Genomic DNA, 26,950 nt, shown 5'->3' with positions numbered 1-26,950 from the left:
TTAACCTACCGGTGCCATTATACAGGCGTGCCGAAAAGGGTGGCGGAGGTGGCGCGTTCGATCCTCACCCGTACGTATTGGCCGACACGATAATTCCGTTTGTCGAAAATGACAACTTTATTTTGCTCCGTGCGTCCGAATAATTGCTCCCTGGATCGTTTGGAGAAGCCTTCGACCAGGACGTCGAATTCTTTCCCAATGTCCCGCAGGTTGCTCTCTTCGGACAATTTGTTCTGAAGGTCGATCAGGCCCTGGAGGCGGCGCACCTTCTCCTCTTCCGCGACATCGTCGGCCAGATGCTTGGCGGCATACGTGCCGGGACGCTCGGAATATTTGAACAGAAAGGCGGAATCATAACGGACTTCATGCATCAATGAGATCGTTTCGAGATAATCCTCTTCCGTTTCGGAATGGTAACCGCAGAAAAGATCGGTCGAAATGGCGCATTCCGGGAGGATGCGGCGGATAGCGGCAATCCGGTCCAGATACCATTCGCGGGTATACTTCCGGTTCATCACTTTCAATATGCGCGAGCTGCCCGACTGGGCGGGGAGGTGGATTGCTTTGCAGAGATTGTCGTGCGCCGCTATGACGTAAAGCATGTCGTCGCTCATGTCTTTCGGATGTGATGTCATAAAGCGGATGCGCATATCGGGTACTTCCTCGGCTACGCGTGCCAGCAGAAGAGGGAAAGTGATCGTACGCCCGTTTTGTTCGAACCGGTAGGAATTTACGTTCTGTCCCAGAAGCGTGATCTCCCGGTAGTTTTTCGCTTTTAGGTCGCGGACTTCATTCAGTATGCTTTCAACGTCGCGGCTCCGTTCCCGCCCGCGGGTATAAGGGACGATACAGTAGGTACAGAAGTTATTACAGCCGCGCATGATCGATACGAATCCGGAAATATGGACTCCTCCCAGCTTGAGGGGAATCACATCCTTGTAGGTTTCTTGGGTGGAGAGTTCCACGTTAATAGCTTTTTCGCCCCGTTCGACCGCTCCCACCAGATTCGGCAGATCCAGATAGGAGTCAGGGCCTACCACCAGATCAACCCGGTGCTCATTAATCAGTTCTTCGCGTACACGTTCGGCCATGCAACCCAGTACGCCGATAATCAGCGATTTGTTTTTCTTGCGGAATGATTGGAAATATTGTAATCTTCCTAACACCCGTTGTTCCGCATTGTCTCGAACAGAACAGGTATTCACGAAGATAGCATCGGCTTCTTCCAACTTTTCGGTCACTGAATATCCGTCGGTCTGCATCACGGATGCGACCACCTCGCTGTCCGCCACGTTCATCTGGCAACCATAGGTTTCGATATAGAGCATCCGATTTTCTTTTTCTTCGACAGCAGATTTTAAGTCTGCCTCTTTGTCTTGATTCATCATTCGGTTCTATAATTAAATAATATTAAAACGATCTAATTAGTACATTCTATATAAATGTCTATATTTGGACTGCAAAAGTAAATAAAGTTATGGACAACTTGGGCGATTTGATTTATATTCTTATTTTGGGAGTGATTGCCGTCAGTGGTATCTTTAGTGCCGATAAGAAGAAAAAGAAAGAGAGAGAGGCGCGTAAACAGAATCCGACTCCGGCCGGCATACCCGATTTAAGGGAATTGTTTGGGGAGTTTGAAGAAAAGAAAAAAAACGTTTCTCCTCCTAAACCTATTCCTGTAATCAAAGAAAAGCCAAAGCCAACTCCTTCCCCTTTTCTGCTCACTTCTGAAGGAGACAGCGAAATCAGGAGAAAAGCCCAGTCGACAAATTCTCTATTTCCTATAGAAGAGGAGCATTTCCTTGGAGAGAAACTGGATTTTAGAGATATAGATGAACTCAAAAAAGCAATTATATATTCGGAAATATTCAATCGAAAATACTGAAATCTATTCTAATTAACCTTCTAACTTATGGCATTAAAGTACATTACGGCCGAAGAGGCCGCGTCGTTTATCAAACATGGGGATCGTGTCGGTTTTAGCGGATTTACGCATGCCGGCTGTCCGAAAACCATTCCGGAAGCTATCGCCCAAAAAGCAATCGAAGAACATGAAAAGGGAAATCCTTTCCAGATTGGGATTTTTACCGGAGCATCGTCAGGAGACCGTTTGGATGGCGCTTTGGCCCGTGCTAAAGCGATAAAGTTCCGGACTCCTTACCAGACGAATAAGGACTTGCGTGCTTCGATCAATGAACGTCAACTGGATTATTTCGATCTGCATTTGTCTGAGTTGGCCCAATATCTGCGATACGGCTTTCTCGGCAAAGTGGATTATGCGGTCTTCGAAGCGGCGGATGTCACTGAAAGCGGCGAAATTATCCTGACAAATGCCGTAGGGATCGTACCTACCCTTAGCCATCTGGCAGGCAAAATATTTATTGAATTGAATCGTAAACATCCGAAAGAGCTACGAGGAATACATGACATTTATGAGCCGAAAGATCCTCCTTACCGGAGGGAGATACCGATTTATTCCCCGTCCGACCGTATCGGCGTACCTTTTGTGAAGGTCGATCCGGCAAAGATTGCCGGTGTGGTCGTTACCGAAAACGAAGGAGAAGGGGGAAAATTCACCCCACTGGATGAGGTTACGCTGGCGATCGGACATAATGTCGTCGACTTCCTGGCTTATGAACTGAAGGCCGGACGACTGCCGAAGGAGTTCAGCCCGGTACAGAGCGGAGTCGGCAATGTGGCGAATGCCGTACTTGGATGCATGGCAGAGAACAAGACGATTCCTCCGTTTACAGTCTATACGGAAGTAATCCAGGATGCCGTTATCAAACTGATGGACGAGGGATTGGTTACCTTTGCCAGCGGATGCTCCCTGACGGTTAGTAATCCGATGTTGGATCAGATTTATGAACGCCTCGATTTCTTCAAACAGCGGATATTGCTTCGTCCTTCGGAAATTTCGAATAATCCGGAAGTCATCCGGCGCCTTGGGGTGATCTCTATTAATACTGCTTTGGAAGCGGATATCTTCGGTAATATCAATTCAACTCATGTATTGGGAACACGAATGATGAACGGAATCGGCGGCTCGGGCGACTTTACCCGCGCGGCCGGACTGTCTCTCTTCACCACGCCTTCCACGGCAAAAGACGGAAAGATCAGCGCCTTTGTCCCTATGGTGTCCCATTTAGATCATAGCGAACACTCGGTCAACATTATTATCTCGGAATACGGGGTTGCCGACCTGCGGGGGCTATCTCCTGTACAAAGGGCGCACACCATCATCGAGCATTGCGCTCATCCGGACTATCGCCCGCTCTTAAAAGAATATCTCGAGATGGGAATTAAAGGGCACATCCCCCAGAACTTAAAATGCTGTTTCGCTTTTCACCAGGAATTGGAGAAGAGCGGAGATATGCGTCTGGTCGATTGGAGTAAATACAGGTAGTACCATACAGGAACCGTCCCAAAAGTCACAATTTGTACGGAAAAAATCGAGTGCACTCGATTTTTTCCGTGAGTATACTCAATTTCAAAAAGGAGTATACTCAATCAATTCATTGAGTATACTCCTTTTTCAGGGTGGCGTAATGCTTTTTAGGCAGCCTCTTTTATCGGTTCTTTTTTCTTATATTGCGTACAAGGAACTGATGGATTCATCGTGGCAGACGCGACGGATCGCTTCTGCAAACATTTCCGCGATGGAGAGAATAACCACCTTTTCGCATTTTTTCGGATAAGGGATTGAATCTGTAAAGATCATTTCCGTAAGGGCGGACTGATCGACTCTCAGGGAGGCCGGATCCGACATGACGGCATGGCTGGCAAGCGCACGCACGGACTTCGCTCCGTTCTGCATGATTAAATCGGCCGCTTTGGTAATGGTGCCTGCCGTGTCGACGATGTCGTCAACCAGCAGTACATCTTGTCCGGCGACATCTCCGATGATCCGCATCTCCGCTACCTCATTGGCGCGCAGGCGGGATTTATGGCAGATAACCAGTGGTATCCCCAGGTATTTGGCATAAGTGCTGGCTCGTTTGGTTCCTCCGACATCCGGAGTTGCAATAACCAAGTTGTCCAGCGGAAGGGAAGTTTTTATGTAATTTAAAAAAACGGAAGAGGCATAAAGGTGGTCCACCGGCACGTTGAAGAACCCTTGTATCTGATCTGCGTGTAAATCCATTGTGATAAGCCGGTTAAGCCCGGCAACGCCTAAAATATCCGCGATCAGTTTCGCTCCGATGGAAACGCGGGGCTTATCTTTACGATCTTGTCTGGCCCATCCGAAATAGGGAATCACGGCAATAATCGAATGTGCCGAAGCACGTTTAGCTGCATCCATCATCAATAGCAACTCCATCAGGTTGTCTGAGTTGGGGAACGTTGATTGTACCAGGAAAACATCTTTTCCCCGGATCGATTCTTCATACGAAACGGAAAACTCTCCGTCTGCAAATTGCTGGATGTTCATTTTACCTAAGGGACAACCGAGCGTGTTGCAAATTTTTTCTGCCAGATAGCGGGAATTGGTTCCTGAAAAGACTAAAAAAGGAGTATGTGCACTCATTGTATTTATTATATCTCTAATTTGTGAATATACCGATTTGAATGCAAAAGTACAAAACTTCTCGCACGTACATTCTATCTCATACAATCTTTTAACTGAGATATCATTACTTTGTTTCCGTGTCGTAGGTAAATTTGAGTAACGCGCCGCCGTAGGGAGGGAGCGTCAATTCGTAGGGATAGGCGCTTGTAAGGGTGGCAATGCCTTCCTTTTTCCCGGACAACAGGTTTTGTATGTGAGCCGCCTGGTTGTCTTCGATGCCTAAAAAGGTGAAAGCTTCCTCCGGTATCCTTATCCGCACGGATTGCCTGGAAGTATCGAAATTCACAACCACCAGCAGTACTTCGTTCTCATATTTGCGTATGAAGGCAAACTGGCGTTTGGGATTGAACCCGTTGTTCGCCATATTTGCATAAGTCAGGTCATAAAAAAGACCCTTTGTTACGGCTGCTTCCTTGCTGGCGATGTTCAGGATTTTGCGGTAGTCCTTGCGCAATTGTTTTTGTTCATCCGGAAGCAGGCCTCCGTCATAGGCCCCTCCGTTGCTCCATTGCCAAAGGCTTTTGACGCTCCAATAATCGAAAATACTTGTCCGGCCGTCCAATCCGCTGAATCCTTCTTCGTCCATGCCCCGTTCTCCCAGTTCCTGACCGCTATAGATCAGTACCGGATTTGTATTCATCAGGGCGGAGACCAGCAGTCCGGGGATACCGGCTTCCGCTTTCCCCGCGAAGAAGTCGGAAGCTATGCGTTGCTCGTCGTGATTTTCAAGAAAGTAAAGCATGTGCGGTTGTATTCCCTCGACTGCCTGCCAGCACTTTGTGATTTCGGCCGCCGGCGCTTGCCCGCAGATAACCTTACGCAAGGTATCATACAGTCCGACCTTATCATACAAATAGTCAAATCCTCCGGTATAGATGTAGTTACTGTATTCTTCCGGGTTATATACTTCTGCAATAAAAAAGACTTCTTTCAATGCCTTTACCTTGGGAATGACCCAATGCCAGAATTCAACCGGAACCATCTCGGCCATATCGCACCGGAAACCGTCCACTCCTTTACCGGTCCAGAATTCCAGGACCTGAAGCATCTTAGTCCAAGTGTCGGGAATCGGGTCGAAATAGCGGATGCCCCCGTTCATATAGTCCACTCCATAATTCAGCTTAATGGTTTCATACCAATCGTCTTTGCCGGGAGAAGCGGAGAAACAATTATTTCCCGTTACTCTTGCCGGAAATTCGCTGTATTCAAAATCATCTTGTAATATGCCGAATTTAAGATCGAGGGTTTGCAGAGGAAGGTAATAAAAATTATTATTGGGGGCGAAAGCGACAAACGGGTCGTCGTGTTGCCCGAGATCGTCAATAAACGGAGGCTTTGCATCCGAATAATATTGACGGGCTACATGATTGGGGACAAAATCGATGATGACTTTCATCCCGGCGTCATGGGTCCGTTTGACCAACGCTTCAAATTCGGATATTCGTCCGGGAACCGAATCCGCCAGATCCGGGTCCACATCGAAGTAATCCTTGACAGCATAGGGAGAACCGGCTTTTCCTTTCACAATGGCGCGATGGTCCTTCCGGATGCCATAGTTGGTATAGTCTGTCTTTGTCGCATGTTCAAGTACGCCGGTATACCAAATATCCGTTGCGCCTAATTCCCGGATTGCTTTTAAAGCCTTCGGGGTGAACGACGAGAATTTTCCTACTCCATTATCGGAAATTGTTCCGTTGGGGATTGGGGAACGGTAATCGTTTCCAAACCAACGGGGAAATGCTTGGTATATAACCTTTTTATTTTGTTCCATATCTTTTGCCCCTTTCTGCCTGAATCTTACGTAACCTCTACAAATATGCGTTTTTTTTATTTAAAAACATAATATACTACTGAATATGTTCATTCGCGTAGCTTTTTCTTTTTCGTAGGAGAGACTTTTTTATATTTTTTAGCTGAATTTGGAATCGGAATGTCATGGTTTCATTCTACTTATGGTGGAAAAGAATTTTCTTTTATGAATTTTTGAAAGTTCCCGGAAAATAGGTTATATTGCCGGATATTACATTTTAGATATTTAATGATGCGTAAAATAATACTATTCTCGTTTTTCTGCTTTGCCGTATCCGTTATCAGTTCATTTGGGGAAAGCCGCTCGGGAGAAAGAACCGACTCACGTCCTTTGCATGAAATATCCGTCAGCACCGTAACCAAAACCGGCGCTTGGTGCTGGTTTGCCGACCCGAGAGCGCTCACTTACGCAAATAAAGCGGGAACGATTCATCGTACCTATATCGGTTACATCGATACGCAGGGTAATATTAAGGCGACGCAGATCGATCATCGAACGAATAAGGCGGATGAAGTGCTCATCCGTTCCTATTTCCAGCCGGATGACCATGATAATCCGACTTTCCTCGTGTTGCCTGACGAACGCGTTATGATCTTTTATTCGCGTCATAACGATGAGCCTTGTTTTTATTATCGCATTTCCCAAAAACCGGGAGATATTACCACGTTAGGCAGGGAAGTCCGGCTTGCTACCGCCCAAAATACAACTTATCCGTCACCCTTTATTCTGTCTGACGACCCGGATCACATCTATCTATGCTGGAGAGGAATCGGCTGGCATCCGACGATCGCCCGCCTGACCCTGCCGGATCAGAACGACCGGACGGAATTCGACTGGGGCCCTTACCAGATCGTTCGTTCCAAGAAAGGAGCAGGTGGAGTAAGGCCTTATGCAAAGTATGTATCGAACGGCAAAGATAAGATCTATATGGCCTACACGACGACCCATCCCGATAACCAGAGCGTAAACTATGTCTATCTCAATTCGATCGATATTAATTCGCATGAATTGAAAGATATAAAAGGGAACCGTTTGGAAACGATCGGGAGTGGAACTTTGCACGATGTGGATGCGACCGAAACCTATAAAAACAGCTATCCGTATGCCGTAGCAGAAGATTCACCTTATCGCAATTGGATTTGGGAAGTGGCGATCGATCAGGAGGAACATCCGGTGATCGCAATGGCCAGGATCAGCGAAGATAAGGAGGCTCATAGTTATTATCATGTCGAATGGACGGGGACAACGTGGAGGAAAACCTTTCTCGACAATGCCGGAGGCCATTTCCACCAGACTCCGGATATCGAAAAATGCTATAGCGGAGGCATCGCCATCGATAAGGAGAACCACCGCATCTTTTACGCCTCGGTTCCTGTAGAAGGGAAATACGGAAAGGTGTACGAACTGAAGAAGTATACATTGGATGCGGACGGCAAATTGGTGTCGACCGAACAGTTGACTTTCGATTCTCCCAAAAACAATGTACGACCCTTCGTGATATCCGGCAAGGATGGTAAACCGTTGTTATCCTGGATGTATGGCGATTATTATGACTGGGTCGTCAGTCCTTTGCGCCCGGGCTATCTGACGGGCATAAAAGCCAATTTCCCGATTCCTGCCGGTGAGATTCATCTGGAAAAAGGTCTGCTGAAGCGCGAAACGCCGGGAAGGGTCTCGCAGGATACGATAAAGACCTACCGGGTTGCCGGGTCAAAGGCGTTTACCGTTGCCTTATCCCTTTCCATCGATCACGATTTTTATTACGGCATTTTGTTGAAGATCGGGACTCTCAAATACGGCGTCGATCCGGGAGAGTTGCCCAAACCTTATATAAAGGTAGGAAACAAGACTTACTCCAGCTCCAATGTGTTCGGTACTTCCGACAGTTGGAAGTCGGAAAGGCGCGGAACGAGCGGTCTTTGGTATATACCTGAAAAGTTCAATACCTTCCGTCTCGCCCTGAGTTATGAGAACGGGATACTGAGAACGTATGTCAACGGATTGATCGACCAGTCGGTAGATGTAGCCGACCTATCGCTCGGGGAAATCGACCTTGGAGGCTTCAAGGGTATGGTCAAAGGTCTTCGCATTTATAACCGCGCGCTTTCCCAGGATGAAATAAAATCATTGGATTTTCAAAAGTAAACAAAAGGCGTTGCCGTTGCAACGTTTTGCTACTGTCGCGGTATGGGAAAGAGTTGTAATAAAGAGAGAACGGTTTCTCCTTGGCCGCATTAATGAGTCGGTATTTTTATGTAAGTTTGCCTTTATACTAAAAATGAAAAAAGGATGAAACAAAATTCGAATTTTGCATATAGTCTCCTCGTTTCGCTTTGTGTCGCAATCCTTGCGCTTACTTCCTGCGGACAAAATAAAGAGGTGGTTCCTTCGGCCGAGTATGCTCCTTATATCAACGCTTATACGGGAGGCGTGATCTCCACGACCTCTACGATACAGATTCATCTGACGCGGGAACAGCCGGCCGTCGAGCTGAATGCGGAACTGGAGAAAGAGTTGTTCAAGTTCAGTCCCTCGTTGAAGGGAAAAGCCTATTGGATAAATAATAAAACGATCGAGTTCGTGCCGGACTCCGGGCAACTGAAGCCGGGAGCGATCTATAGCGCGCAATTCCGTCTGGGCGAAGTGGTGGAAGTTGTATCTAAGTTGAAGACATTCCGCTTCTCTTTCCGGGTGGTAAAAAGGGATTTTACGGTCGATTTGTTGCCTATGGATGTCTTATCGGGACAGTCCGATTTCGTAACGTTGAGGGGGCGGATCCGTTTCAGCGATGTAATGGAGCCCGAACAAGTGAAGCAAATGATTTCCGTCATGTCTACGGATAAGCAGCCTTTAAAGGTGGAGATTGACTCCGGGAAGCCTTCGACAGTCTTTCTTTTCTCCGTTCCGAAGATAAAAAAGGGAAAGAAGGAGGAGAAGGTCGAAATAAAGGTGAACGGCAAGGCGGTGGGCGTCGATAGGGAAGAAAAGCAGACGGTCGAAATACCGGCGCTGAAGCCTTTCCGCTTTCTCTTTGCCCGGATGATCGACCAGCCTGAGAACGGGCTGCAGGTCATCTTCTCCGATCCGGTCTCTGCGATGCAGGATCTGACCGGATTGATTTCCATACCTGAACTTAGCCATACGGTTTTTCAGGTGCAGGACAACAAAGTTAATGTCTTCTTTGAGAAGACGGATCAATCGACGCTTACGCTGAATATTAACCGAGGTATCCGAAATGAGGCTGAAGAACCTTTGGAGGTTTCTTCCACCGTCTCCCTTTCAGTGGAGGCTCTGAAACCGGCAGTCGAAATTCCCTATTCGGGGACGATCCTGCCCGATTCCAAAAATCTGATCCTTCCTTTCCGGGCGGTCAATCTTTCGGCTGTCGATTTGAAAGTCATACGCATTTATGAGAATAATATTCTGATGTTTCTGCAGTCGAACTCTTTGAATATGGCTTCGGAAATCCGGCGTTCCGGTCGGTTGATACATCAAGAGACTTTGCACCTTGACCGGGATCCCTCTCAGAATCTGCATGCTTGGGGAAATTATTCGATTGATCTCTCCAAACTCTTTAAGCAGGAACCCGGCGCTATTTACCGGATTTCTCTTTCGTTTAAGCAAGCTTATTCCGTTTATCCCTGCGGTGGTAATGTGGAAGCAGACGATCCTGCAACCGGGAACCCGGCGCAAGGTGTAATTCCGATCGTTTCGGAAGGACTGACGGAAGAAGAGGAAGAAATCTGGGATCAACCGAATGCTTATTATTTCGATTATGTGTCGATTGACTGGAATGTATACGATTGGAAACAAGTCGATAATCCTTGCCATCCTTCCTATTTTATGGGGACAAACCGGACAGCAAGTTGCAATGTGATGGCTTCCAATTTAGGTGTGATTGTGAAAGGAAATAGTGCTAACCAATTATGGGTTACAGTGACCGATTTGCTGACGACGAATCCGGTAAGTAATGCATCCGTAACGGCCTATAACTATCAGTTGCAGGTTGTCGGTACGACGAGAACGGATGAAAAAGGCTTTGCCGCCATGGAAACCCGGGGAAAACCTTTTGTTCTGGTTGCTTCCTTCGATAACCAAAAGACTTATTTGCGATTAGTGGACGGTGAGGAAAATATGTTAAGCCGCTTCGACGTAGGCGGAAAAGAAACACAGAAAGGACTGAAAGGCTATATTTACGGAGAGCGTGGAGTCTGGCGCCCCGGAGATACCCTGCATCTTTCTTTTATTCTGAATGACCGGACGCATAAAATTCCAACGACACATCCCGTTTCGTTAGAGGTTTATAATCCCCGCGGACAGTTTCAATACAAACAGGTATCCACGTCGGGACTTAATGGTTTCTATACCTTTGCCGTCCCAACTGATGCCGATGATCCGACCGGCATTTGGAACGCCTATGTCAAGGTCGGCGGGACAGCTTTCCATAAATCCTTGCGCATAGAGATGGTTAAGCCTAACCGCTTGAAGATAAACCTGACTCTGCCGGGGAAACGACTGAATGCCTCGGACGGCAGCATTCACGCTTCGCTTCATTCCGCCTGGCTGACTGGTGCGACAGCCCGCGGATTGGAGACAAAGATTGAAATGTCGTTAACTAAGGCGTTCTCCACTTTTAAGGGATATGAGAATTATATTTTCAATAATCCGGCAACCCAATTCGTTGCCGGTAAATCCGAAGTCTTTCAGGGGCGCCTGAATGAAGAAGGAGAGGCCCGTTTTCAACTGAAATTGCCTGAAGCGAGCAATGCGCCCGGCATGCTGACAGCCCATCTCACTTGCCGTGTTTTTGAAGCCGGAGGAGATGCCAGTATTTTTACCCAAACTCTTCCTTTCTCACCTTTTACTTCTTATGTAGGAGTAAATCTGAATCAAAATGCCAAAGACGGTAGCTATATAGAGACCGACAAGGAACATATTTTCGATATCGTTACACTAAATGCAGACGGACTTCCGGTGAACCGTACTGATTTGGAATACAAAATCTATAAAATAGGCTGGAGTTGGTGGTGGGAACATCAGGATGAATCTTTCGAGTCCTACGTTAATAGCACCTCTGCCAAGCCGATAGCCAGCGGTACACTTGCCACTGTTAACGGTAAAGCGCAGATTCCATTCAAAATATCCTATCCCGACTGGGGGCGCTATCTTGTCTTCGTTAAAGACCCCGGTAGCGGTCATGCTTCCGGAGGAACGGTTTATGTGGATTGGCCTTCCTGGCGGGGACGTTCCGGTAAGACCGACCCGAGCGGTATTACGATGCTCGCTTTCTCTACTGATAAATCCGAATATGAAGTTGGGGAGGAAGTAACCGTCATCGTACCTTCGCCGGCGACCGGGCGGGCGCTCGTCGCTTTAGAGAACGGTTCCACTGTCTTGCAACGGGAATGGATTCAAGTCGGAGGCCAGGCAGATACGAAATATACTTTTAAAGTAACGGAAGCAATGGCTCCGAACTGTTATTTGCATATCAGTCTCCTGCAACCGCATGCCCAGACGGCTAACGATTTACCGATTCGTATGTATGGCGTAATCCCTGTCTTTGTCAATAACAAAGCGTCGAAGCTCTCACCGAAGCTTACCCTGCCGGAAGTCTTGAGGCCGGAAACAAACTTTACCGTTCAGGTGCGTGAGCAAAACGGGAAACCGATGACCTATACGCTGGCGATTGTAGACGATGGTTTGCTTGACCTGACTAACTTCAAGACACCCGATCCGTGGGGCGAGTTCTATGCCCGCGAAGCGCTCGGTATCCGTACATGGGATATGTTCGATTATGTCATCGGCGCCTTCGGTGGTAAATACGGCTCATTGTTCAGCATCGGAGGCGATGAGACGTTGAAGCCTTCGGAAGCCAAGGCAAACCGCTTCAAGCCTGTCGTTCTGTTTTACGGTCCGTTTGCATTAGGAAAGGGACAGGTAAAGGCACATACCTTGCAATTGCCGAGTTATATCGGTTCGGTACGTGTGATGGTTATTGCCGGACAAAACGGAGCTTACGGAAGTGCGGAAAAGAGCGTGCCGGTTCGTACGCCGTTGATGGTGCTACCTACCTTGCCGCGTGTCGTCAGTACGGGAGAAGAAATTCAACTGCCGGTCAATGTTTTTGCTATGGAAAAACAGGTTAAAGACGTGACGGTAAAAGTCGAAACAACCGGCAAGCTGAAGTTAAACGGAGGGGGGCTTCAATCGCTTCATTTTAAAGAACCGGGAGACGAGATGGTCTATTTTACGCTCAACTCGGGAGCGACTACCGGCGTTGAGAGAGTGACGGTAACCGCTTCCGGTAACGGAATGACTTCCAAAGAAACCATGGAGATTGAGGTGCGTAATCCGAACCCACCGATTATTTCCGGTGAAAGCAAACTGCTCCGCTCCGGCGAACAAGGTGAATTTTCTTATCAACTAACTCCCGGCATATCAACTGCCGATTCCTGGGTGAAGCTGGAAGTTTCGCGCATCCCTTCGGTCGATTTGGCCCGCCGTTTTGATTTCTTATACGACTATCCGCATTATTGCACGGAACAATTAGTCTCCCGGGCACTGCCTCTTCTTTTCGCCTCCCAATTCAAGGAACTGGATGAGAAGGAAGCAACTGCCATCAAAACGAATATACAGGAAGCTATTCGGAACTGTTACGGTCGGCAACTGCCAAATGGAGGATTGGTCTATTGGCCGGGACATTCGGTAGCGGAAGAATGGATTACCTCTTATACCGGTGTTTTCCTTGCTTTGGCGAAAGAAAAAGGCTATGCCGTCAATGACGGCGTTTTGAATCGATGGAAAGCTTATCAGCGACGTGCAGCACAGAATTGGAGTTTCACGCAGACCGATACGCGTTATTATTCTTCTCAGAACGATCTCTTGCAAGCCTACCGGCTCTATTCTTTGGCGGTGGCCGGAGCGCCGGAAGCAGGAGCTATGAATCGCCTCAAGGAAGTAAAAGAGCTCTCCCTTCAAGCCAAATGGGTTTTGGCAGCGACTTATGCTTTAAGCGGAAAGATGCAGGCGGCCAACGAATTGGTGTTTAATGCAAAGACCGATATAGAGCCCTATCAAACGAATAATCCGACCTATGGTTCGGCTTTGCGGGATGAAGCGATTATCCTCGAAACGCTCGTTCTATTGGGAAAAGAAGCGGAAGCATTCAAGCAGGCACAGAAAATATCGGCTTCCCTCTCCAGGGAAGGTGCGTTTGATACACAGTCTACCGCCTTCTCTTTATTGGCAATGGGACGATTGGCGGAGAAGTCGGCCGGATCGATTGAGTATGCCTGGACATTGAACGGGAAAAAGCAGGCCGCAGTCAAGTCGGCGAAGGCTGTTTATGAAACGAATCTATCGACCCAACCGGCAAGCGGGTTGCTGACGTTGACCAACCACGGAAAGGGTTCCCTTTTTGTGAATTTGGTATCCAAGACAAGGCCCGTTGTGGACAAAGCCCCGGCGAAAGCGGAAAACCTCCGTTTGGATGTTCACTATACCGATCTGGGTGGCGTACCGCTATCGGTTGAGAGCCTCCGGCAGGGGAGCGATTTCATCGCCGTAGTCAAAGTTTCCAATACGAGTGGTATCCAAGATTATAATCATCTGGCATTGACGCATATTCTTCCTTCCGGTTGGGAAATCTTCAACGAACGGTTGATTCAGGGGGACGAAACGCGGCCGGCTTACACCTATCAGGATTTGCGGGACGACCGGGTACTGACCTATTTCGATTTGGGTGTCAGCCAGTCGAAGACTTTCCGCATCCGCATACAAGCTTCCTATGCCGGAACCTTTGTTCTACCGGCCATCCAGTGCGAAGCTATGTACGACCCCACGGTCTATGCCCGCACGGCAGCCGGCCGGGTGACGGTGACGAGATAGAAGCGAGCCTGTTTGATTATTTAAGCTCTGATCTTTTCCTGTTTTATAAATTAGTATGAAAGAAAATGCGTAATTTTGACAGGTAAGGGTTAATAAACACAAAGACTATGGGAATCGAAGGATTTAAAGAACGGTATGTCAATCCCTACACCGATTTCGGGTTCAAGAAACTCTTCGGTACGGAAATGAATAAGGAATTGTTGATCAGTTTCCTGAACGCCCTTTTGCATGGTGAGCAAACGGTTGTGGATGTCACCTATCTGAACAACGAACACCTGGGTGCTTACGGGGGTGAACGCCGGGCCATCTTCGATGTCTACTGCGAAAACGACCGGGGGGAGAAGTTCATTGTGGAAATGCAGAACGTCTATCAGCAGTTTTTCAAAGACCGCAGCGTTTTTTATGCCACCTTTCCTATCCGCGAGCAGGCGAAACGGGGCGACTGGGATTTCCGCCTGGCCGCAGTCTATACGATCGGCATCCTGAATTTTGTCTTCGAGGAGGACCGCTATTCGCCTGAATATTTCTACCATCGGGTGATGCTGATGGATGTGGAGCGAAAGGAAGTGTTTTACGACAAGCTGACCTTTATCTACTTGGAGATACCGAAGTTCAACAAGACCGAAGATCTGTTGGAGACGATGTTCGACAAATGGATGTTTGTCTTGCGTAATCTGACAAGGTTGATGGAACGCCCGGCCGCCCTGCAGGAACGCGTCTTCGAACATATGTTCCGGGCAGCCGAGATCGCTCGCTTCACTCCACAGGAGCTCAGCGAATACGAAGAGAGTGTGAAAGCCTACCGCGACATCAAGAATGCGGTGGATACCGCCCATAAAGAAGGATTCCATGAAGGCCATGAAGAAGGATTCCACGAAGGTCGTGAGGAAGAGAAAAAGGAGATCGCCCGGAAATTGAAAGCGATGGGATTACCCGCCGGCGAAATAGCTAAAAGCACCGGTCTTTCTTCGGAAGAAATAGAGAAACTTTAATCGAGACAGAGGGATTTTGCCTATTCCGAACAGGAAGAACAAGAACGGTTACCATGAAACAAAAGTTTTTGAAGTTTTGGCAAAAATTCCCTTCTCACCGTCTTTCCCGTCGGCAATACATGGTGGGAGCGATCTTACTTTTGCTGCTCATCATTTACATCTTTTGCGTTCCCCGTCGGCTTTTTACCGTTCCATATGCAACGGTAGTGAACGACCGGCAGGGTGAACTGTTGGGGGCCCGGATCGCTTCCGACGGACAGTGGCGCTTTCCGGCCTGTGATACGGTGCCGGAGAAGTTCCGCACCTGCCTGGTTGCTTTTGAGGATCGTTATTTCTATTCCCATTGGGGCGTGAATCCGTTGGCAACCGGACGGGCTCTTCTTCAGAATTTCAAAGCGAAGCGAATCGTAAGCGGAGGGAGTACGCTGACGATGCAGGTAGTTCGTTTGGCTCGGGGAGAGAAACGTACCCTCTGGGAAAAACTGATTGAAACCGTTTGGGCGACCCGTCTCGAATTCCGTTATTCCAAAGAAGAAATAGTAGGCCTTTATGCTTCGCATGCTCCCTTCGGGGGAAATGTCGTAGGTCTGGATGCGGCCGCCTGGCGTTATTTCGGGCATTCGTCCCGTCATCTTTCCTGGGCGGAAGCTGCGACATTAGCCGTTTTGCCCAATGCCCCTTCCATGATTCATCTGGCTAAAAACCGTACGGCGCTTGTCCGGAAGCGGAACCGCTTGCTGAAGCGATTGGAGGAACAGGGAATAATCGACGCCTCTGCTTATCGTTTGGCATTGAGCGAAGTATTGCCGTCGGAACCGCTTCCCCTTCCGCAGATTGCCCCTCATTTAGTTAGTTATTTTTATCAGACCCGGCCGGGAAAACTGACCGTTTCTTCGATCGATCGCGGTACACAGCAGCAAGTAGAGGACCTTCTGGATCGTTGGCAGGAAGAATTACGGCGAAGCGATATCCGTAATATTGCCGCTTTGGTGCTGGACGTGAGGACAAACCAAGCGATCGCTTATTGCGGGAACGTACGTTTCAACGAAACGGCTTCCGGCAATCAGGTCGATGTCATTCGCGCCCCGCGTAGTACCGGCAGCATCCTGAAACCGTTTCTTTATTATGCGATGTTGGACGAGGGAGTTATTTTACCCCATACGCTTCTTCCTGATATTCCGATGAACATTAACGGATTCGCCCCTCAAAACTTCAACCTGCAATTCGACGGAGCTGTGCCCGCTTCGGAAGCTATCGCCCGTTCGCTTAATGTGCCGTCCGTGGCGATGCTCCGGAGGTACAGTGTCCCGAAGTTCTATGATTTCCTGAAACGGATCGGATTGACTACTTTGACGCGTCCGGCTTCGCACTACGGCCTGTCGCTGATTCTCGGTGGAGCGGAGGCAACACTATGGGATGTGACGGCGGCTTATGCCGACATGGCGCGGGCGTTGAATGGTGATCCTCGTATGGAGTGTCTTCTGACAGCCGATACAACCGGCCGGCGTCCTTTGCCGGGAGTCTTTCATCCCGGAGCGGTTTGGCAGACATTCGAGGCGATCCAAGAAGTGAATCGTCCGGAAGAAATCGACTGGCGAACCATTCCTTCCGTTCAACCGATTGCCTGGAAGACAGGAACCAGCTATGGTTTCCGGGATGCCTGGGCGGTGGGAGTTACTTCCCGCTATGCCGTCGGCGTCTGGGTGGGTAACTCTTCGGGGGAAGGGCGTGCAGGGCTGACCGGCGCCCGGACGGCAGGTCCTATATTATTTGATCTGTTCAATTTATTACCGTCGACGCCGTGGTTTGACCGTCCGACGGATGCTTTCGTCGAAGCGGAGGTTTGCCGGCAGTCCGGACATTTGAAAGGACGCTTTTGCGAAGAGGTCGATACGGTGCTGATTTGTCCGAACGGACTTAAGACGGAACCCTGCCCGTACCATATCCGGATTCATTTAAGCGCGGACGAACGATATCGCGTCTACGAAAATTGTGCCGGCCGGGAAGCGACCGTGCAACGCAATTGGTTCGTGCTTCCCCCGGTTTGGGAGTGGTATTATAAGAAACAGCATGCGGATTACCGCCCGTTACCTCCCTTTCTCTCCGGTTGCGGGGAAGACAGCCAGCGCACGATGCAGTTTATCTATCCGCAGCCGAATGCACAAATCTACCTGCCTAAACAATTAGACGGCAGCCGGGGAGAGGTCACCTTTGAATTGGCGCATACCCATCCCGACGCCACGGTCTATTGGCATCTCGACGATGAATATCTGACCGCCACCCGTGATTTCCACAAGGTTAGCCTTCACCCGTCTCCCGGCCGGCATTCCGTCACGGTCGTAGACAACGAAGGTAATACCCTCTCCCTTTCCTTCACCGTAAGCTTATAGTGATGTTTGATTCACTCCCAAATAAAACTGAACAATTAGCCGGTGTCCATTATCATGTCTTTAACATCTTAGACAAAAGCAACAGGACGTGTCAAAAGTCATTTGCTTTCAACTGAAAAAATGATAGTTATGACTGAATTCAATCATAACTATGAACGGACGCAGTCATAACTATGAATACACACATTCATAGTTATGAATTTTTTACAGGATTTCTTTTTGACACAACTCTTTTCAATACTATAAAAATCAATATTTTAGATGGATCTTCGTTGTTTCGTAAGGGGCCCAGATAAAGTCACTTTGCGCTTCTTCTCAAACCTGAAGAATAGTAATGAATTTTTCTTATCTTCTCACCTGCAAGCCTGTAAGTGAACTGTTTTTCTATTATCTTTATGGCATAATTCTTATACTCCTTGGACGATTTGGAAAAAATAAAGCATGTTGTCAGTTCTATTATTTCGCTTACTCCCGAAGAATGGGAGCTATTAAAGACGATAATTGGAAAGGCTACGATTAAAAAGAATGATTTCTTTTTAAAGGAAAATGCGGTCTGTGATTCTATTGCTTTTGTCAACAGCGGAGTGCTGGTCTATTATAAAACTTTGGAAAATGCGAATGAAGTGACAACAGACTTCGCATTTGAAAATGAATGGGTGACAAACAACCACAGCCGGTTGAATCATTCGCCTTCCCATCTCAACATAAAAGCAATCGAGGATTCGGAGTTATTGGTGGTCAAACATCAGGAACTTCTTTCTTTTTACGATAAAATACCGGCGCTCGAGCGGTTCAGCAGGGTACTCATGGAGCAAGCCTACGTTAAACTGGTTCAATTGAGTATAGATTTACAGACTTTATCCGCTACAGACCGGTATTTAAAGCTTCTAAAAATATACCCCGAAATATTCCGGAAAGTTCCCCTTTATCATATCGCCAACTATTTGGGGATAGCTCCCAAGTCCTTAAGCCGGATTCGCAATTCGATCTTTTCCTCCGGCAAGTAATTTGGTAACAAATGCGGAGGAGGCACGCGATTTCTTTTTCTGACCTTTGCCTTATAAAAACAAAACAAATATCAGAGATGAGAAAGAGTATCATTTATTGTATGGCCCTATTGATTTTATCGGCATACCATTTATCAGCGCAAGAAGAGGTTAATGACAAAAGTAAATCGACACAGGCGTTGGAAGTCGAGAGTCTTTTTCCGATGTTTATTACGGGAGGTTTTCATGTCGGTGTCGGATATCGGTATGATCGGTTCCGAATAAGGGCGAGTGTAATAAACGGAGGGAGTTATAATGCGGAAAAAGCCGGAGTCAATAATTCGGCCGAGACATTTAAACGCTATTATAAAACCTCTCCGGGGATCTTTTTAGGATATAATGTATGGAAAAATTTGGAAATCTATACTTATTTTGAATTTCATACCTTTGAAATAGAGCAGAAAAGCACAGAGATAAAAAAAGATCTGTTTAGTTTGGATTCGGGAGGTGGCGTTGGCTATCAATTTTTTATAGGAAAATCGTTTTATGTACAACCGGCTTTTCATGTATACTATCGTAAAAGTAAGAGCCTGGATTTTGACGGGATAACCTATGAAATCCCCAATGTTGATTTATCGCCTGTCATCCGGATCGGTTATCGGTTTTGGAGGAAATAGGATTCGATATAAATGTCATCTTTATTTGTCGATCCGGGAACGGAAGTTTTTGATCCGGTGGAATGTCAGATAATTGGCGTCGTGGTTATTATGAGCGCCACCGTTCGGATCGTCATAAGCTGTCCGGCTGAGGAATAGGATGTCCTCGTTGTCAAACTGCCAATCTACATATTGGAAACCATGCTTTTCCCTGTCCGGATGATAGAGAAGGGTTTCGTGCTGCGTCCAGATGCGCAAATCCGGGGAACTGATCAATACCAGCCGGTTTCGTATGCCGGCGGGATTTTTTCCTTTGTCTTCCGGAGAGATGGCATTGACGAGAGACCAGTAACGTTTGCTTTTTGCGTCGTACCGGATAGTGAATTTCTTACTGCCTCCCGGGAAGGGGATAAAATCATTCTCCGGATTAAAAGTCGCCCGCGATCCGTCAGGGCTGATGCATACGATGGCGGCTTGTTCATCCATTCCGGCAGGAACGTCCACGCGCAGGATATCCACGATCTCACCTTGCGGATCTACAACGGCATTCCCTTCCAGCCAGGCATTGAAACGCCCGTTTAGATAGGCGGAGTCATAAGGCAGCGAGTTCGTTCGCTTCCAGCTCCGGGCGTCGAGCAGGTCGGCATCCTCCGGCGCGGAGATCATCATGGCACTGTACCGTTTACCCCAGGCGGTGGTAGGTGCGGTGGCATATTCCAGCGCGCGCCAGATACGTCCCCTATGGGTAACTACCGGCATGGGCGCCGTATGGTATTCCCCCTCGAGCAGTAATCCTGTCTGCGGGCTGTAGGGAATCGTCCAGGTACTGCCTCCGTCTGTTGATTTGCGGATAATAAAGTTGCCGTGATGCTTATTGGTTCCCATCAGGTAAAGCGCTCCCCGGTGTACGAAAAGATTCGACCAGAATTGTCCGTCGATTGTCGCAACTTTCTTCCAATTCTTTCCCTGGTCAGAAGAGGTGAAGATCTGTGTTTGTGCTGATCTGAATTCGCTTGATTTCGGTCCGAATTCATCGTGTGATGCCACATAATCGCCATTGGGAAGTATACAAAGACTTGGCGAGCCGATATATTTTTCCGTTTCCTTTGGGATATGGTTGACTACGATTCCCTGAGGGACATTTGTCGAGTCCATTTGGGCAGACGCATTTCCACCTGTCAGCAGACAGAGTCCGATAAGATAATACAAGTCGGTGATTTTCATGGGATTACATATTTTGATTCATCCCGTAAAGATAATAAAAAAGAAGAGAAACCAACGACTACCTATTTATGGGTATGGCGGACGGTAAATATCCTTATTTATAGGTATACCGTTTCTTCTTTGACTCGCCTAAATTTGCAAAGTCAAATTAATAACACATTAAAAGAAATGAAAAAAGTAGGGATCTATTATGGCTCTTCAACCGGTACAACGGATGATATCGCCCAGAAAATAGCAAGTAAATTAGGTGTAGGAAAAGCTGATGTACATGATGTTTCCAAATTAAAGGCGGACGAAGCGATAGGTTATGACGTCTTGGTTCTCGGTTCTTCCACCTGGGGAGACGGCGACTTGCAGGATGATTGGTACGATGGCGTCGAGACCTTGAGAGGTTTGGATCTTTCCGGCAAGGTAATCGCTTTGTTCGGTTGTGGTGATTCCCAATCTTACAGTGATACTTTCTGTGATGCGATCGGCGTTCTTTATGAAGATCTACAAGGTACGGGTGCTACTTTCGTCGGCGCTGTTCCGACTGACGGATACGACTACAGCGATTCAAAAGCAGTCGTAGACGGAAAGTTCGTCGGTCTGGCTATTGATGAAGTAAACGAAAGCGACAAGACGGATGAACGTGTGGATGCTTGGGTAGAAGTTGTTAAATCTGCGCTTTGATGCAAGAAACAAATATAGTTCCGGGAGAACTGAAACTCTTTTTAAACCATATTTACGAATTCAAGAAGGGGATTCGTAATATGGTTCTTTTCACTATGAACCGGAAGTATGAACCTTTTGCCGTTCACCGGCTTACGAACCAACGTATCGCTTTCCTGAAGCAAGACGTGGATGAGAAGAAAATTAATCTGTTCTTCGGCAAGAAAGAATGCCTGGATGCATTGCGGCATATCGTTAACCGGCCATTGAACCAATTGACTCCGGAAGAAGATTTTATCTTGGGCGCCATGCTGGGATATGATATCTGCAAGCAATGTGAACGCTATTCGGGAAGAAAAAGACGCCTTCATTCGGTGCCTGCCTCTTCTTCTACCCGGGAGATTAATATTGCCTGACGATCGTAAGCGAGAAGACACTCAGCCTCACACCGGGGACGGAGGCCAGGCGGTCGAGGCAGGCCAGGCAAGTTGCACCGGTCGTGATGACGTCGTCTACGAGTAGGAGGTGCTTTCCTTCCAATAACTTCGGTTCGGCCAGGGAGAATTGATTCTCCATGTTCAGTTGTCTCTCATAGATGGTTTTGTGCGTTTGCGTCGGCGTATTGGTTACCCGTTCCAATGCTGTCCGGCAAACCGGTTTGTTTAGAACGGAGGCCATTCCTTTGGCAATCCATTCCGACTGGTTGTATCCTCTTTTCCTTTCCTTTTTGCGGTGGAGCGGTACTGGTATCAGAAGATCCGTCGTTTGGTAAAACCCGTCGCGGCCGTATATTTCCAAAGCGGCCATCCTACCTAATTCATAGGCCAATTGCTTGTTCCCGTAGTATTTGAAGGTATGTACCAGTTGCTGCACTTTCCCCTCTCTTTCGAAGAAGAGGAAAGCGCCTACCTCCCTCAAGGCCGGAATGCCGGCAAAGAGTTTGCGCGCCGGGTTATCTGTGCGGAGATGGTAGCCTGTCCGCGGAAGGTCGCAAAAGCAGGAGAGGCAAAGGTGTTTTTCCTCCCGGAGGAGCGGAGTGTGGCAGAGCAGGCAGAGCCTGGGGAAAAAGAGATCGAGCAGGTCATTCAAAATCGTCCGTAACGTCATCGCCGCTGTCTTTGAATAATTGTTTCAGTTGCCGGCTGATCGATTGGCTTTCGAATCCTCTCCCGGAGGCAAAGCGAAAAAGCTTCCGGTAGCAATCGTGGGAATCTTTGCCCTTGACTGTCTTTTTTCGTTCTTTGAGCAGCTTCCGGAGGGTCGATTCGTACGCTTCTCCGTCTATTGCATCCAAGGCCTGCCGGATCACTTCCGGGGAAATGCCTTTACGTTGCAGTTCGTAGCCGATCTTGATACGCCCCCAGCGGTTGAACCGGAACTTGTCGTTGGTGAAGCTCCGGGCGAACCTTTCCTCGTTGATGAAGTTTTCCCGTATCAGGCGGTCGAGAATGCGCCGGATGGCTTCCGGCGGAAGGTTGCCGGTCAATTTCTTTTCGACATCCTGACGGCAATGTTCCGCGGCAGAGCAATAAGCCGCTGCGTGACGCAGTCCTTCGGATTCGGTCATTTCTTTCATCGGATAGCTTTTATGAAACGGTCCTTGCCGGATAGATCCTGGCTTAGTTCAATGGAAGAATAGCTTTTCCGGCGGAGCATATCGAGTGTTATCGCTCCGCAGCGGGCATTGATCTCAAAGTAGAGGGAGCCTCCGGGGCGGAGGAGGGAAAGTCCTGTTTCGGCGATCGAACGATAGAATAGCAAGGGATCGTTGTCGGGAACGAAGAGGGCTGTCGCCGGCTCATAGTCCAGGACATTCGGTTCCATCATAGCCTTTTCACTTTCCAGGACGTAGGGCGGATTACTGATGATCAGGTCGAACGGTTGTGATAGGAGGGCTTCCGTCTCTTTTGTCCGGAGAATATCCGCCTGGATGAACCGGATCGTGACTTGTTGCTCCGTCGCATTGCTCCGGGCGATGTCCAGTGCTTCGGGCGAAAGATCGAGGGCTGTTACCCGGGATTCCGGGAGGAATTTAGCCAGCGCGATGGCGATGCATCCGCTGCCGGTGCCGATGTCCAGGATGCGCAGGGCTTTCCCTTTCTCTGTCCGGAGGATGCGGTCTACGAGTTCTTCCGTTTCCGGGCGGGGAATCAGTACGGCCGGGTTTACGCGGAGGCTGAGTCCGAGGAATTCCGCCCGTCCGAGCAGGTATTGGATCGGTTCACCGGTTTGCAAACGTTTCACAAACCGGTGAATTTGTTCTTTTTCCGTCACTGATAATTCGTTATCTTTGTGCAAAATTTGCTGGTGCGGAGAAATGCCGCACACCTGTTCCAAAAGGATCCGCGTGAGGCTTTTTATTTCATGGGGGGCATAATGCCCTTCCAAAGCGTGGTGAATGAAGGCGACAGTTTCAATCATGGTTATTGTTTGATACAAAAGTAAGGAAAAAGGAAAAAGCACAAAACAAGAAGAGATGCAGATTGATGAAAAATACATGGTGCGCTGCCTGGAATTGGCGAAAAACGGCCGGGGGGACGTAGCTCCCAATCCGATGGTCGGTGCTATATTGGTGCATAACGACCGGATTATCGGGGAAGGGTATCATTGTAAATCCGGGGAGGCGCATGCCGAAGTCAATGCGATCCGGTCGGTCACGGAGCCGGACTTACTACCGGACTCTACGCTATACGTCAGTTTGGAGCCCTGTTCGCATTATGGGAAGACACCGCCTTGTGCCGATCTGATTATCCGGATGCGTATACCGAGGGTGGTGGTCGCTTGCCAGGATCCGTTTCCGGAAGTCTCCGGGCGGGGCATCCGGATGTTGCGCGAGGCCGGCGTGGAAGTGGTGGTCGGCGTGATGGAAGAAGAGGCTAAGGCTTTGAATCATGCTTTCATGACGGCTCATACAAAGAAACGGCCCTATGTTTTTCTAAAATGGGCTGAAAGTCTGGATGGTTTTATGGATAAAAAACGGACGGACGCATCGACGCCTCCGGTTTTGCTCTCTTCTCCCGAATCCCGGAGAATGGTGCATAAGCTGCGTTCGGAAATGGATGCCATCCTGGTAGGCACGAATACGGCTCTTCTTGATAATCCTTCGCTGACCGTAAGGCATTGGGCCGGTAATTCTCCGGTGCGGGTGGTACTGGACCGGAATCTGCGTTTGCCGGATACGCTTACCTTGTTCGACGGAAACCAACGGACATTGGTTTATACGGAAAAGGAGGGGATGAACCGGACGAACGTGGAATATGTTCCCATTGATTTTTTCCCTTGTTTCATTCCGTCTCTTTTGGATTCCCTGTATAAGAGAGGGATTCATTCCTTGCTGGTGGAAGGCGGATCGGAGGTTTTAACTACATTTTTGAAATCCGGATTGTGGGATCAGTTGTCGGTAGAAACTTCTCCTATGGCCCTGTATGACGGTGTCAAAGCACCTGATTTGTCGTTGTATTCAGTGTGCCGGTTCGGTCAGAAATTACTCAACGGACATTTGTTTACGGTCTACTTTCCATTGAAAAGCTTCTCTAAAAAGACGCCTATGGAACTAAAATATTATAAATATTAATTTTAATGAGAGGTAAAGAGAAAAATGTTTCTACTTTTGTGACTTTATAGGATGATAAATTAAGTGCTGGATGAAAAATAGTTTGTTACTCTTACTGATCGGTTGTTTTGTCTTGTCGTTTTCCTCCTGTCTGGATTCTGACAAGGACACGACGGAGTATGATTTAACCAATTGCCAGATCTCTTCTTTTTCGTTGGCAAATGATTCGATTGAAGGAATTGGAGATGTAAAGTTCGTCATTGACCAGATTAATGGCTATATATATAATGCCGATTCAATGGATTATGGAACGGTGCTCGACCGGAAATTGGTTACGACCCTGTCTTTAGCTTCTTCTTTTTCTTATGCCCAGATTATGCCGGAGGCGACGGGAGATACTATTATATATAATAATGCCGACTCGGTGGATTATTCCAAATCGGTGAAGATTGTCGTTCACTCGAGCGATGGAGTTACTATGAAAACATATCATGTATCTGTAAATATTCACCAGGTGAATCCGGATTCGATGGTTTGGCAGAAAACATCCCTTCTGCAGGATGTCGCAATTGCCGAACAGAAAGCGATTAAACGGGACGAACAGTTGTTCTTCTATGTGAAGCCGGTAAGCGGTGGTGGGTATAAGTTATATACCGCCCCGGAATCCGCTCCGAATTCCTGGACCGAAAAAGCAATAACCGGACTTCCCGCCGAGGGAGTCTTGCTGTCCCAATTGACGGCATATAACGGCCTTTCTTATGTGCCTTCCATCGGAGGTGCGCTCTATCAGTCGGCCGACGGATTGAGCTGGTCGGCCGTTAGCGGAGCTCCTTCCATAAAAGCCATATTGGGCGCTTTACCTGCCGGAGAAGTGAATCCGTCGGCTTTGAGCGCAGTTGTCGCAGGAGAGGGCGGTCTGCAGTTTGCTTCCATGGATGAAAATAAGGAATGGATTTTAGGTGATGCTGTTTCTCCCGGATTCCCGGTATCCGGTTTCGGGGTAGTGAATTATGAGTCGATGTATTACCAGCGGTTATTGGTCGCCGGCGGAGAAGATCCGAACGGTACGCTGCTGGGTTCGGCATGGACTACTTTAAACGGAAGGGATTGGGCAATCCAGACCGATGATCTGTATCCTCCGTTTGAAGCAAGAACCGGCGCTGTCGTGGCAGCTTATGACGGAAACATCTACTTGATTGGAGGGCTGACTGCCTCCAATCAGATGATAAAAGATATATATATATCGAAAGACAAGGGAATTACATGGGCGGCTTCGGATTCTTTGGTTCGTATGCCGGATGATTTTGCAGCCCGTGCTTTTTCTTCCGTCATTGTCGATAAGGATAATTATATGCTTCTTTTCGGAGGAAAGGTAAGCAAGGGAGCTTCGGATTTAAATGATCTTTGGAGAGGGCGAATCAATCGGTTAGGCTTTAAAGATTAGAAAGAAAGGAAAGTGTGTATACTTTTATACCGCTTTTCACGTTAGAAAAAAAGATATGATAATCTATAAATGTATGTCTTCAACTTTTTTTCAACGGACTTTTCTGATCGTTTTGCTTATTTCAATTGTTTCGGTTGCGAATTCCCAGGAATACAAATACGAGATAGGCGGAATGGCCGGAGGGGCCTTCTATATGGGGGATTTGAATAAAAATACGCCTTTTAAGGAGTTAGGGTCTTCGATCGGTGCTGTTTTCCGGTACAATCCCCATTTCAGGGTGGCAATAAAGGCTAACCTGACATGGGCGCAGGTATCGGGGAGTACGGAGGGATTGGAAAATGTTTTTCCGGATCAGGCGCAAGGCTCGTTCAGCCGGAACCTGTTCGATTTGGGGGGGCAGTTCGAATTCAACTTCCTCCCGTATAGCGATAAGTTCGCTTACCTGAATACCAAACGCCTGTCGCCTTATATTCTGGCGGGGATAGGATTGACTGTAGCTCCCGGAGGCGAGACTTTTTTCGGCCCGAACATCCCGATAGGAATTGGAGTGAAGTATAAGATGAAGAACCGGTTGAATCTGGGATTGGAGTTTACGGTACGTAAATTATTCGGAGATAACTTCGATGTGACGGATGACGGAAACGGTTTCCTTGATGATCCCTACCGGATGCAGGGTAGCTTATTTAAGAATAAGGATTGGTATTCTTTCCTGCATTTGTCGTTGACATGGGATTTCGGGCCTCGGAACAGGCCGTGCAATAATATTAAGAGTATATACTGAGAC

The 26,950-nt window shown here is 48.0% G+C and carries 20 protein-coding genes; 13 read left to right on the top strand and 7 right to left on the bottom strand.

The window, feature by feature from the left end; all coding sequences use genetic code 11:
• Window positions 1–17 precede the first annotated feature (17 nt).
• Window positions 18–1,385, bottom strand: coding sequence for a tRNA (N6-isopentenyl adenosine(37)-C2)-methylthiotransferase MiaB (gene miaB / locus BQ8014_RS16410; protein ID WP_369808832.1), 1,368 nt, complete (start codon window positions 1,383–1,385; stop codon window positions 18–20).
• Between the two features lie 92 nt (window positions 1,386–1,477).
• Between miaB and BQ8014_RS16405 the strand changes: the two genes are divergently transcribed.
• Both BQ8014_RS16405 and BQ8014_RS16400 read left to right on the top strand, forming a co-directional pair.
• Entirely contained in the window at window positions 1,478–1,888 is a 411-nt protein-coding gene (locus tag BQ8014_RS16405; RefSeq protein WP_080905302.1) for a hypothetical protein, read from the top strand.
• A gap of 27 nt (window positions 1,889–1,915) precedes the next feature.
• Window positions 1,916–3,409 carry a succinate CoA transferase gene (locus BQ8014_RS16400; protein ID WP_080905301.1) on the top strand — a complete coding sequence of 498 codons (1,494 nt, stop codon included), beginning with the start codon at window positions 1,916–1,918 and terminating at the stop codon, window positions 3,407–3,409.
• A 180-nt stretch (window positions 3,410–3,589) separates the two neighbouring features.
• Here the strand turns inward: BQ8014_RS16400 and BQ8014_RS16395 are convergent, their stop codons facing one another.
• Together BQ8014_RS16395 and BQ8014_RS16390 are read right to left on the bottom strand one after the other, a co-directional pair.
• The gene (locus tag BQ8014_RS16395; RefSeq protein ID WP_080905300.1) at window positions 3,590–4,531 is read right to left on the bottom strand and encodes a ribose-phosphate pyrophosphokinase; all 942 of its coding nucleotides are present in this window, start codon (window positions 4,529–4,531) and stop codon (window positions 3,590–3,592) included.
• 106 nt (window positions 4,532–4,637) lie between these two features.
• Window positions 4,638–6,344, bottom strand: a complete 1,707-nt coding sequence (locus BQ8014_RS16390) for an alpha-amylase family glycosyl hydrolase (RefSeq protein ID WP_080905299.1) — start codon at window positions 6,342–6,344, stop codon at window positions 4,638–4,640.
• 270 nt (window positions 6,345–6,614) lie between these two features.
• On the opposite strand from BQ8014_RS16390, the gene BQ8014_RS16385 reads away from it, so the two are divergent.
• The 6 genes from BQ8014_RS16385 to BQ8014_RS16360 all read left to right on the top strand — a co-directional run bounded on the left by BQ8014_RS16385 (window position 6,615) and on the right by BQ8014_RS16360 (window position 19,315).
• Entirely contained in the window at window positions 6,615–8,528 is a 1,914-nt protein-coding gene (locus tag BQ8014_RS16385) for a BNR-4 repeat-containing protein (RefSeq protein WP_234998072.1), read from the top strand.
• A 144-nt stretch (window positions 8,529–8,672) separates the two neighbouring features.
• Window positions 8,673–14,270 (top strand): alpha-2-macroglobulin family protein, encoded by a 5,598-nt coding sequence (locus BQ8014_RS16380; RefSeq protein WP_080905297.1) that lies wholly within the window; start codon window positions 8,673–8,675, stop codon window positions 14,268–14,270.
• A gap of 107 nt (window positions 14,271–14,377) precedes the next feature.
• Window positions 14,378–15,262 (top strand): Rpn family recombination-promoting nuclease/putative transposase, encoded by an 885-nt coding sequence (locus tag BQ8014_RS16375; protein WP_080905296.1) that lies wholly within the window; start codon window positions 14,378–14,380, stop codon window positions 15,260–15,262.
• Window positions 15,263–15,315: 53 nt separating this feature from the next.
• Window positions 15,316–17,652 carry a penicillin-binding protein 1C gene (gene pbpC, locus BQ8014_RS16370; RefSeq protein WP_080905295.1) on the top strand — a complete coding sequence of 779 codons (2,337 nt, stop codon included), beginning with the start codon at window positions 15,316–15,318 and terminating at the stop codon, window positions 17,650–17,652.
• A gap of 416 nt (window positions 17,653–18,068) precedes the next feature.
• Window positions 18,069–18,659, top strand: coding sequence for a Crp/Fnr family transcriptional regulator (locus BQ8014_RS16365; protein ID WP_080905294.1), 591 nt, complete (start codon window positions 18,069–18,071; stop codon window positions 18,657–18,659).
• Between the two features lie 77 nt (window positions 18,660–18,736).
• The gene (locus BQ8014_RS16360) at window positions 18,737–19,315 is read left to right on the top strand and encodes a hypothetical protein (protein ID WP_080905293.1); all 579 of its coding nucleotides are present in this window, start codon (window positions 18,737–18,739) and stop codon (window positions 19,313–19,315) included.
• A gap of 21 nt (window positions 19,316–19,336) precedes the next feature.
• Here the strand turns inward: BQ8014_RS16360 and BQ8014_RS16355 are convergent, their stop codons facing one another.
• On the bottom strand, window positions 19,337–20,518 hold the full coding sequence (locus BQ8014_RS16355) for a sialidase family protein (protein WP_080905292.1): 1,182 nt from the start codon (window positions 20,516–20,518) through the stop codon (window positions 19,337–19,339).
• Between the two features lie 168 nt (window positions 20,519–20,686).
• Between BQ8014_RS16355 and fldA the strand changes: the two genes are divergently transcribed.
• Together fldA and BQ8014_RS16345 are read left to right on the top strand one after the other, a co-directional pair.
• Entirely contained in the window at window positions 20,687–21,190 is a 504-nt protein-coding gene (fldA, locus tag BQ8014_RS16350; RefSeq protein ID WP_080905291.1) for a flavodoxin FldA, read from the top strand.
• Complete coding sequence (locus BQ8014_RS16345; protein ID WP_080905290.1) at window positions 21,190–21,585, top strand: DUF2023 family protein; 396 nt, start codon at window positions 21,190–21,192, stop codon at window positions 21,583–21,585. Before fldA ends, BQ8014_RS16345 begins: the two co-directional genes overlap by 1 nt.
• On the opposite strand, the gene BQ8014_RS16340 is transcribed toward BQ8014_RS16345, so the two are convergent.
• Genes BQ8014_RS16340 through prmC form a run of 3 tightly spaced genes read right to left on the bottom strand, consistent with a single transcriptional unit; the run spans window position 21,572 to window position 23,590 of the window.
• Window positions 21,572–22,276 carry a ComF family protein gene (locus BQ8014_RS16340; RefSeq protein WP_234998071.1) on the bottom strand — a complete coding sequence of 235 codons (705 nt, stop codon included), beginning with the start codon at window positions 22,274–22,276 and terminating at the stop codon, window positions 21,572–21,574. The genes BQ8014_RS16345 and BQ8014_RS16340 overlap by 14 nt on opposite strands.
• On the bottom strand, window positions 22,251–22,745 hold the full coding sequence (locus BQ8014_RS16335; RefSeq protein ID WP_080905289.1) for a regulatory protein RecX: 495 nt from the start codon (window positions 22,743–22,745) through the stop codon (window positions 22,251–22,253). The genes BQ8014_RS16340 and BQ8014_RS16335 overlap by 26 nt, the downstream gene beginning before the upstream one ends.
• Window positions 22,742–23,590, bottom strand: a complete 849-nt coding sequence (gene prmC / locus BQ8014_RS16330) for a peptide chain release factor N(5)-glutamine methyltransferase (RefSeq protein WP_080905288.1) — start codon at window positions 23,588–23,590, stop codon at window positions 22,742–22,744. Before prmC ends, BQ8014_RS16335 begins: the two co-directional genes overlap by 4 nt.
• A 55-nt stretch (window positions 23,591–23,645) precedes the next feature.
• On the opposite strand from prmC, the gene ribD reads away from it, so the two are divergent.
• The 3 genes from ribD to BQ8014_RS16315 all read left to right on the top strand — a co-directional run bounded on the left by ribD (window position 23,646) and on the right by BQ8014_RS16315 (window position 26,947).
• Window positions 23,646–24,743 (top strand): bifunctional diaminohydroxyphosphoribosylaminopyrimidine deaminase/5-amino-6-(5-phosphoribosylamino)uracil reductase RibD, encoded by a 1,098-nt coding sequence (gene ribD / locus BQ8014_RS16325; protein WP_080905287.1) that lies wholly within the window; start codon window positions 23,646–23,648, stop codon window positions 24,741–24,743.
• 70 nt (window positions 24,744–24,813) lie between these two features.
• On the top strand, window positions 24,814–26,166 hold the full coding sequence (locus BQ8014_RS16320) for a DUF6242 domain-containing protein (protein ID WP_080905286.1): 1,353 nt from the start codon (window positions 24,814–24,816) through the stop codon (window positions 26,164–26,166).
• A gap of 73 nt (window positions 26,167–26,239) precedes the next feature.
• Window positions 26,240–26,947 (top strand): type IX secretion system protein PorG, encoded by a 708-nt coding sequence (locus tag BQ8014_RS16315; RefSeq protein WP_080906011.1) that lies wholly within the window; start codon window positions 26,240–26,242, stop codon window positions 26,945–26,947.
• The last annotated feature ends 3 nt before the right edge of the window (window positions 26,948–26,950 follow it).

Source organism: Parabacteroides sp. Marseille-P3160 (genome assembly GCF_900162725.1).
GTDB lineage: Bacteria > Bacteroidota > Bacteroidia > Bacteroidales > Tannerellaceae > Marseille-P3160.
Note: the sequence above shows the minus strand (reverse complement) of the source record. Positions and strands in the feature narration are given on the sequence as shown.